Annotated in this window: 6 protein-coding genes and 1 pseudogene; 6 read left to right on the top strand and 1 reads right to left on the bottom strand. The window is 74.1% G+C overall.

Annotation, left to right across the window (positions count from 1 at the left end; translation table 11 throughout):
• Positions 1–144 precede the first annotated feature (144 nt).
• On the bottom strand, positions 145–1,209 hold the full coding sequence (gene tsaD, locus ACWD4A_RS13380) for a tRNA (adenosine(37)-N6)-threonylcarbamoyltransferase complex transferase subunit TsaD (RefSeq protein ID WP_451193212.1): 1,065 nt from the start codon (positions 1,207–1,209) through the stop codon (positions 145–147).
• Positions 1,210–1,350: 141 nt separating this feature from the next.
• Between tsaD and cbiE the strand changes: the two genes are divergently transcribed.
• The 6 genes and pseudogenes from cbiE (at position 1,351) to ACWD4A_RS13350 (ending at position 8,779) form a co-directional block, all read left to right on the top strand.
• Positions 1,351–2,625, top strand: a complete 1,275-nt coding sequence (gene cbiE / locus ACWD4A_RS13375) for a precorrin-6y C5,15-methyltransferase (decarboxylating) subunit CbiE (protein WP_451193209.1) — start codon at positions 1,351–1,353, stop codon at positions 2,623–2,625.
• Positions 2,622–3,365, top strand: coding sequence for a precorrin-4 C(11)-methyltransferase (gene cobM / locus ACWD4A_RS13370; RefSeq protein WP_451193207.1), 744 nt, complete (start codon positions 2,622–2,624; stop codon positions 3,363–3,365). The genes cbiE and cobM overlap by 4 nt, the downstream gene beginning before the upstream one ends.
• A gap of 32 nt (positions 3,366–3,397) precedes the next feature.
• A complete protein-coding gene (locus ACWD4A_RS13365; protein WP_451193206.1) occupies positions 3,398–4,102 on the top strand; it encodes an ester cyclase in 705 nt (234 codons plus the stop codon).
• 138 nt (positions 4,103–4,240) lie between these two features.
• Positions 4,241–5,269: a LacI family DNA-binding transcriptional regulator gene (locus ACWD4A_RS13360; RefSeq protein WP_451193204.1), complete on the top strand. Its 1,029-nt coding sequence runs from the start codon at positions 4,241–4,243 to the stop codon at positions 5,267–5,269.
• 66 nt (positions 5,270–5,335) lie between these two features.
• Positions 5,336–6,901 carry a sugar ABC transporter ATP-binding protein gene (locus ACWD4A_RS13355; RefSeq protein WP_451193201.1) on the top strand — a complete coding sequence of 522 codons (1,566 nt, stop codon included), beginning with the start codon at positions 5,336–5,338 and terminating at the stop codon, positions 6,899–6,901.
• Positions 6,891–8,779 (top strand): annotated as a pseudogene (locus tag ACWD4A_RS13350) (ABC transporter permease/substrate-binding protein). The gene ACWD4A_RS13355 and the pseudogene ACWD4A_RS13350 overlap by 11 nt, the downstream one beginning before the upstream one ends.
• Positions 8,780–8,792 lie beyond the last annotated feature (13 nt).

Below are 8,792 nucleotides of genomic sequence, written 5' to 3'. Positions count from 1 at the left end.
GTATCGACGGCGGCGTGGCGGGCGAGCACGTCTGCGGCTGATTCTTGACGGACACCGGCTAGTCGAAGTGTTTAGCAGCAACACGTCCACGGCGGGGGGGGCCGTTTCTTCCGCCCCCCCCGGCGTTCTTCGCACCCGCCGCGGCTACGCGGCCCGCGCCGCCGCGCGGGGGTGCAGCGCCGCGTACTCCAGCGGCGCGGACGGGTCGATCGACACGTCCAGCGGCGCGGGCTCGGCCCCGGCCCGTACCAGCAGATCGCCCACCGCCGCGATCATCGCGCCGTTGTCCGTGCACAGCCGCAGCGGCGGCACCCGCAGCTCGATGCCCTCGGCGGCGCACCGCTGCTCCGCCAGGGAGCGCACGCGCGAGTTCGCGGCAACCCCGCCGACCACCACGAGCGTGCCCACGCCGTGTTCCCGGCAGGCGGCGACGGCCTTGCGGGTCAGCACGTCGGCCACCGCCTCCTGGAGGGAGGCCGCGCCGTCCGCGACGGGCAGCGGCAGGCCCGCCTGCCGGTGCTGTTCCGCCCAGCGGGCGGCGGCCGTCTTCAGGCCGGAGAACGAGAAGGCGTAGCGGTCGTCCCGGGGCCCGGTGAGCGGGCGGGGGAACGCCACCGCGCGCGGGTCGCCCTCGCGCGCCGCCCGGTCCACGGCGGGCCCGCCGGGATACGGCAAGCCGAAGACCCGGGCCACCTTGTCGAAGCACTCGCCCGCGGCGTCGTCGAGCGTGTCGCCGAGGTGCGTGATCGGGTCCCGCGCCAGGTCCCGTACGAGCAGCAGCGACGTATGGCCGCCGGAGACGATCAGCACCATGCAGGGGTTCGGCAGCGGCCCGTGCTCCAGGGTGTCGGCCGCGACGTGCCCGGCGAGGTGGTGCACTCCGTAGAGCGGGACGCCCAGCGAGTACGCGAAGCCCTTCGCGGCCGCGACACCCACCTGGAGGGCGCCGGACAGCCCCGGGCCCGTGGTCACGGCGACCGCATCGATGTCGCGCATCGACAGCCCCGCGTCGGCGAGCGCGGCGTGCACCACGGGCGCCGCCGCGTGCACGTGCGCGCGGGCCGCGATCTCCGGCACGACGCCGCCGAAGCGCGCGTGCTCGTCCATGCTGGAGGCCACCGCGTGACCCAGCAGCCTGCCGTCCCGGACGAGACCGGCGCCGGTCTCGTCGCAGGACGACTCGATCCCCAGCACCACCGGTGAACGCACCACGTCGCGCCTCCTGCCCTCGATAAGTAAATGCACATCTTATGCAACAAGGTGAGGTGCGGATCCCGGCTGTTCCGCCGTCACCCCAGGTCAGTAGAGTTCCGATGCCCCCGACCGCCGCAGATCCCGAGGTACGCCCCCGTGAGCCACACCCCCGTGACCGTCGTCGGCATCGGTGCCGACGGCTGGCCCGGCCTCGCCCCGACCGCGCGGGAGGAGCTGCGCCGGGCCGAGGTCCTGATCGGCGGCCCCCGCCAGCTCGGCCTGCTGCCCCCGGAGTGCGCGGGGGAACGCGTCCGCTGGCCCTCGCCGCTGCGCCCCGCCGTTCCGGGGCTGCTGGCGGAGCACGCCGGGCGGCGCGTGTGCGTCCTCGCCAGCGGCGACCCCATGTTCTTCGGCATCGGCACCACGCTCGCGGACGTCCTCGGCGACCCCGGCCGACTGCGGGTGCTCCCCCACCCCTCCTCCGTGTCGTACGCCTGCGCCCGGCTCGGCTGGCCGCTGGACGGCACCGAGGTGCTCAGCCTGGTCGGCAGGCCGCTCGCCGCGCTCGCCGCCGCCCTGCACCACGGCCGTCGGCTGCTGCTCCTGGGCGCGGGCGCCGGTACGCCCGCGGAGGTGGCCGCGTTCCTGGCCGCCCGGGGCTTCGGGCCGAGCCGGATGACCGTGCTCGAACAGCTCGGCGGCGAGCGGGAGCACCGTGCCGAGGGGACGGCCGACAGCTGGTCCCGGCCGCCCGGCGACGCGCTCAACGTGATCGCCGTGGACTGCCGCCGCGCCCCCGGCGCGCCTCGGCTGCCGCTCACCCCGGGGCTTCCGGATGAAGTCTTCGAGCACGACGGCCAGTTGACGAAGCGCCACGTACGGGCCGTGACGCTGGCCGCGCTCGCGCCCGCCCCCGGCGAGCTGTTGTGGGACGTGGGCGGCGGCTCCGGTTCCATCGGCATCGAGTGGATGCGCGCCCACCGCTCCTGCCGGGCCGTCAGCGTCGAGCGCGATCCCGTACGGGCCGCGCGCGTCGCCCGCAACGCGGAGGCGCTCGGCGTGCCCGCGCTGCGCGTCGTCACCGGCGCGGCGCCGGCCGCGCTCGCCGGACTGCCCGTGCCCGACGCCGTGTTCATCGGCGGCGGGCTCACCGCGCCCGGTCTGCTCACCGCCTGCTGGGAGGCGCTGCCCGAGGGCGGGCGGCTCGTCGCCAACACGGTCACCCTGGAGTCCGAGGCGCTGCTCACCGAGTGGTACCGGCGCCACGGCGGTGAGCTGACCCGCCTCGCCGTCGCCCGCGCCGTGCCCGTCGGCGGCTTCACGGGCTGGCGGCAGGCGATGCCGGTCACCCAGTGGTCCGTGGTCAGGAGCGTCCCGCCGGACAACGCCGCACCACAGCGTCCGAACCCCTCCGAGGAGAGCCAGTCATGACCGTGTACTTCATCGGCGCCGGGCCCGGTGCCGCCGACCTGATCACGGTGCGCGGCGCGCGGACCCTCGCCCGCTGCGGCGTCTGCCTCTACGCGGGCAGCCTCGTGCCGCGCGAACTCCTCGCCGAGTGCCCGCCGGACGCGCGCCTCGTCGACACCGCGCGGCTGGACCTGGACCGGATCACGGACGAGTTCGTCCGCGCCCACGAGGCCGGTCACGACGTGGCCCGGCTGCACTCCGGCGACCCGGCCGTCTTCAGCGCCGTCGCCGAGCAGATGCGCCGCCTCGACGCGGAGGGCATCCCCTACGAGATCGTCCCCGGCGTGCCCTCCTTCGCCGCGGCCGCCGCGGCGCTCGGGCGCGAACTGACCGTGCCCACCGTCGGCCAGACCGTGATCCTCACCCGCGTCGCCCAGCAGGCCACCCCCATGCCGCCCGGTGAGGACCTGGCCACCCTCGGCCGCGGCGGCGCCCTGATCGTGCTGCACCTCGTGGCCCGCTACGCCGACCGCGTCGTGGCCGAACTCCTGCCGCACTACGGCCCCGACTGCCCCGCCGCCGTCGTCGCGATGGCCAGCCGCCCCGACGAACTCGTGCTGCGCGGCACGCTCGCCGACATCGCCGGGCAGGTGAAGGAGGCGGGCGTGGTCCGCACGGCGGTCATCATCGTCGGCCGCGCCCTGGCGGCGGAGCAGTTCCCGGACAGCCACCTCTACTCCACGGCGCGTGACCGGGGCTAACCTGGACATATCACCCGGGAGGTGAGGTCGTCATGGCATTCAGGCAGATAGTCGACTGCAAGACCCGCAGATATGACGACATGGACCGGCTCCTCGACGACTGGATCGACGCGACCGAGGGCAAGCGCACCGCCACCCACGCGGTCGTCGGCCGCGACCGCGCCGACCGCGACCATTACGTGGAGATCATCGAATTCCCGTCGTACGAGGACGCGATGCGGAACTCCGGCCTTCCGGAGACCAATCGCATCTTCGAGGAGATGGTGGCGCTCTGCGACGGGATGCCGACCTTCACCGACCTCGACGAGGTCCGCGACGACCAGCTCGAGAAGGCCACCGCCCGCCGCTTCTTCGAGGACATCGCCGTCGGCGGGAACCTCGACCTGATCGACACGTTGTTCACCGCCGACTACCACGACCACGACATCGGCAAGGAGACGGACACCACCGTCGGGTCCCGCGCCTTCAAGGAGGACGTCACCCGCTGGCGCAAGGCGTTCGACTTCCACTTCACCCGGCAGGACCAGCTGGCGGAGGGCGACCAGGTCGTCACGCGGTGGACGTGGCGGGGTACGCACACCGGCGAGTTCATGGGCCTCGCACCGACGGGACGCGACGTGGAGATGACAGGCGTCACGATCTTCCGCTTCGACGACGGGCGGATCACCGAGGGCTGGTGGACGTACGACCTGCTGCGGCTGGCACGGCAGTTGGGCGCGGTGCGACCCGGCCGGTGACCCCCGGGGTGGCCACGGCGGCGGCCCCTCCTCCTCCCGGCATGACCCTCGTCACATGTGCGACGCCTTGACGGCACGTGTGTGTAATCGATTACCTGTGCCCACGCGAAATCGATTACACAGCCCGGGGCGGAGCGCATGGCGAACATCAAGGACGTGGCCGAGCGGGCCGGGGTGTCCGTCGCCACCGTCTCCCGGGTCCTCAACGGCCGCTCCCCCGTGGCCGGGACCCGCGACCGGGTCCTCGCGGCCGTGGCGGAGCTCGGCTACCGGCCGAACGTGGTCGCCCGCGCGCTGCGCACCGCCCGCACCCGCACGCTGGGGCTGGTCATCAGCGACCTCCGCAACCCCTTCTTCACCGAACTCGCCGACGCCGTCGAGCAGGAGGCCCGGCGGCTGGGGTACAGCCTGATCCTCGGCAACGCCGGGGAGAGCCCGCGGCAGCAGGACGACCACATCCGTACGCTCCTGGACCGGCGTATCGACGGCCTGATGGTCAGCTCCGCGGGCACCGGGTCCGCCGTGCTCCGCGAGACCGTGGCCGCGGGCACCCCGCTGGTCCTCGTCGACCGCACGGTCCCGGGTGTCGCCGCGCCCTGCGTACGGGCGGAGGGGCGGCAGGCCCTGACCGAACTGGCCGCGCACCTGGCGGCGTTGGGGCGGCGCAGGCCCGCGGTCATCGTCGCCCCCGCGGGCACGCCCATCGGCGAGGAGCGGCTGGAGCTGTTCCGCACGGCCCTCGCCGGGCACGGCATCACCGTGCCCGCGGAGCGCGTCGCGTCCTCGCCCGACCTCTCCCCCACCGGCGGGCGGCGGATGATGCGGGCCCTGCTGGACCTCCCGGAACCGCCCGACGCGGTGCTGGCCACGGACAACCTGATGGCGCTGGGCGCCCTGGACGAGGTACGGGCACGCGGTCTGCGCATCCCCGCCGACGTGGCGCTCGTGGCCTTCGACGACGTGCCGTGGTTCGCGCACACCGATCCGCCGCTCACCGCCGTCGCCCAGCCGACGCGCGAGCTGGGCAGGGCCGCCGTGCACGCGCTGCTGGAACGGATCGAGGGGCGCGAGACGCCGTCCGTACTGCTGCCGGCGCGGCTCGTGCGGCGCCGCTCCTGCGGCGAAAGGGCCGACCACGGTGAACAGCCGGAGTCCGCGGGCCGGTGAGGGCTGGTCGCGCGGTTCCCCGTGCCGCACCGGACTTCGACAAGACCACTGAGAGAGGGGCAGCGCATGACCGGCGTCGACGACGGCGTACCGGCCGGCGGCCGCGAACTGCTGCGTGTGGAAGGGGTCACGAAGTCCTTCCCGGGCGTCAGGGCCCTGGACGGCGTGGACCTGAGCCTGCGCGCCGGTGAGGTGCACGTGCTGCTCGGGGAGAACGGGGCGGGCAAGAGCACGCTGATCAAGATGCTCTCCGGCGCCCACCGCCCCGACACGGGCCGCATCCTGGCCGACGGCCGTGAGGTCGTCATCCGCTCCGCGCAGGACGCGGAGCGGCTCGGCATCGCCACCATCCACCAGGAGTTCAACCTCGTCCCGGGCCTCACTGTCGCGGAGAACGTCTTCCTGGGACGGCAGCCGCGCACCCGGTTCGGCCTCGTCGACCGGCGCGCCATGCGGGAACGGGCCGCGGAGCTGCTGCGCCGGGTGCGCCTCGACGTCTCCCCCGCCACGCCCGTGGCCGAACTGGGCATCGCCCGGCTCCAGATGGTGGAGATAGCCAAGGCGCTCAGCCTGGACGCCCGGGTCCTGATCATGGACGAGCCGACCGCCGTCCTCACCTCCGAGGAGGTGGCCACCCTTTTCGGCATCGTCCGCGAGCTGCGGGAGAGCGGCGTCGGCGTCATCTTCATCACCCACCACCTGGACGAGATCGCCGCGCTCGGGGACCGGGTGACGGTCCTGCGCGACGGCCGCTCGGTGGCGGAGGTGCCCGCCTCGGCGGGCGAGGACGAGCTGATCCGGCTGATGGTCGGCCGCGACATCGCCGAGCAGTATCCGCGGCAGCGCCCCGAGGAGCCGGGCGCGCCCCTGCTGCGGGTGCGCGGGCTGACCCGCGCGGGGGCGTTCGCCGACGTCGGCTTCGAGGTGCGCGGCGGGGAGGTCGTGGGCCTGGCCGGGCTGGTGGGCGCGGGCCGCACCGAGGTGGCGCGGGCGCTGTTCGGCGTGGACCGGTACGACGCCGGGACGGTCGAGGTGGCCGGCGAGGTGCTGGCCGGCGGTGACGTACGGGCCGCGATGCGGGCCGGGCTCGGGCTCGTGCCGGAGGACCGCAAGGGTCAGGGGCTGCTCCTGGACGCCTCGCTGCGCGACAACCTCACCCTGGCCCGGCTCGACCGGGACACCCGGGCCGGGTTCGTGGACCGGGGCGCGCAGCACCGGGACGCGGCGGCGGTGGCGGAGCGGCTGAAGGTGCGGATGAGCGGCCTCGACCAGTCGGCGCGCACCCTGTCCGGCGGCAACCAGCAGAAGGTCGTCATCGGCAAGTGGCTGCTGGCAGGCGCCCGGCTGCTGATCCTCGACGAGCCGACGCGCGGGGTCGACGTCGGCGCGAAGGTCGAGATCTACCGGCTCGTCAACGAGCTGACGGCGGCGGGCTGCGCGGTCCTGATGATCTCCAGCGACCTGCCGGAGGTGCTCGGGATGAGCGACCGGGTGCTGGTGATGGCGCAGGGCCGGATCGCCGGCGAGCTGTCGGGCGACGGGGCCACGCAGGACGCGGTGATGGAACTGGCGGTCCGGCCGCCGCACATGGACAGGAACGAGAGCGCGATGGAGGGCTCCGATGTCGGCTGAGGTGCTTGCGGCGCCCGGGAGCACTCCCGGGCAGTGGTTCGCGCGGGCGGTGCTCCGCAACGGTCCGCTGGGCGGTCTCGTCGCCCTGACCGTGGTGATGGCGGTGCTGTCGCGGGACTTCCTCAACGGGCAGAACCTCCTCAACGTCGGCGTCCAGGCGTCGGTGACGGCGATCCTCGCGTTCGGCGTGACGTTCGTGATCGTGTCGGCGGGCATCGATCTGTCCGTCGGCTCGGTGGCCGCCCTGTCGGCGACCGTCGTCGCGTGGGCGGCGACCTCCGAGGGGCTGCCCGTGTGGGTGGCGGTCCCGCTGGGACTCGCGGTGGGCGTGGTGGCCGGGCTGGTCTCCGGTGCCCTCGTGGCGTACGGCAGGCTCCCGGCGTTCATCGCCACGCTGGCGATGCTGTCCGTCGGCCGGGGGCTCGCCCTGGTGATCTCGGGCGGTTCGCCGATCGCCTTCCCCTCGTCGGTGGCCCGGCTCGGTGACACGCTCGGCGGCTGGCTGCCGGTGCCGGTGCTCGTGATGATCGCCATGGGCGCGGTGGCGGCGCTGGTCCTGGCGCGTACGTACACGGGCCGGGCGATGTTCGCGATCGGCGGGAACGAGGAGGCGGCCCGGCTGTCGGGCATCGACGTCAGGCGCCGCAAGCTGGTGATCTACGCGCTCTCCGGGCTGTTCGCCGCGGTGGCGGGCATCGTGCTGGCCTCCCGGCTGACCTCGGCGCAGCCACAGGCCGCCGTGGGCTACGAGCTGGACGCGATCGCGGCGGTCGTCATCGGCGGGGCGAGCCTGTCCGGCGGCTCGGGCAAGGCGTCCGGCACGCTCATCGGCGCGCTGATCCTGGCGGTGCTCCGCAACGGCCTCAACCTGCTGTCCGTGTCCGCCTTCTGGCAGCAGGTGGCGACGGGCCTGGTCATCGCGCTGGCCGTGCTGCTGGACACGCTGCGCCGCCGGAGCGCGCGATGAGGGCGCGCGCGGCGGCCGCGGCGGCGGTGCTGGCCGGCGCCCTCGCGCTGACCGGCTGCGACCGGGGCGGTCACACGGATCTGGGGCTCGCCCTGTCCACGATGAACAACCCGTTCTTCGTCGGCATCAAGAAGGGCGCGCAGGCGGAGGCGAAGGCCCGCGGCCTGAAGATCAACATCACGGACGCGCAGAACGACCCGACGCAGCAGATCAACCAGATGGAGACGTTCACCAGTCAGAACGTCAAGGCGGCGGTCATCAACCCGGTCGACTCCGATGCCGCGGTGCCCGCGGTGGGCGTCGCCAACCGCGCGGACGTCCCGGTGATCTCCATCGACCGCGGTGTCAACGGCGGCCGGGTCGGGTCCACGATCGCGTCGGACAACGTCGCGGGCGGACGGCTCGCGGCGAAGACCCTCGCCGAGGCGGTCGGCGGGAAAGGGAAGGTCGTCTTCCTGGAGGGGCAGCCGGGCACGTCGGCCGCCCGTGAGCGCGGCAAGGGCTTCGACGAGGGCATCCGGGACTGGCCGGGCGTCGAGGTCGTCGCCCGGCAGCCCGCCGACTTCGACCGCACCAAGGGCATGGACGTGATGGCGAACATGCTCCAGGCGCACCGCGACATCGCCGGGGTCTTCGCCGCCAACGACGAGATGGCGCTGGGCGCGGCCAAGGCGCTGGGCTCCACGTCCGGCAAAGGCGTCAAGGTCGTGGCCTTCGACGGCACGCCGGACGGCATCGCGGCCGTGCAGGACGGCGCCCTCACCGCGACCGTCGCCCAGCAGCCCGAGCTGCTCGGCAGGCAGGCCGTGGACTGGGCGATGCGGGCCGCGGCGGGCAAGCCGCTGCCGCGCGAGGTGAAGGTTCCCGTGGTCCTGGTGACCCGGGAGAACGCCGCGGGGTTCGGTGGCTGAGGGAGCTGGGAGA

Source organism: Streptomyces sp. NPDC002537, from assembly GCF_053594975.1.
The sequence above is the reverse complement of the archived record's forward strand: the minus strand, read 5'-3'. Positions and strand labels throughout refer to the sequence as shown.

What these genes read in the sequence shown, in the direction of transcription:
- ACWD4A_RS13355 (WP_451193201.1), top strand. Translation starts at nt 5,336, where the DNA reads ATGACCGGCGTCGACGACGGCGTACCGGCCGGCGGCCGCGAACTGCTG.
- ACWD4A_RS13360 (WP_451193204.1), top strand. Translation starts at nt 4,241, where the DNA reads ATGGCGAACATCAAGGACGTGGCCGAGCGGGCCGGGGTGTCCGTCGCC.
- cobM (WP_451193207.1), top strand. Translation starts at nt 2,622, where the DNA reads ATGACCGTGTACTTCATCGGCGCCGGGCCCGGTGCCGCCGACCTGATC.
- ACWD4A_RS13365 (WP_451193206.1), top strand. Translation starts at nt 3,398, where the DNA reads ATGGCATTCAGGCAGATAGTCGACTGCAAGACCCGCAGATATGACGAC.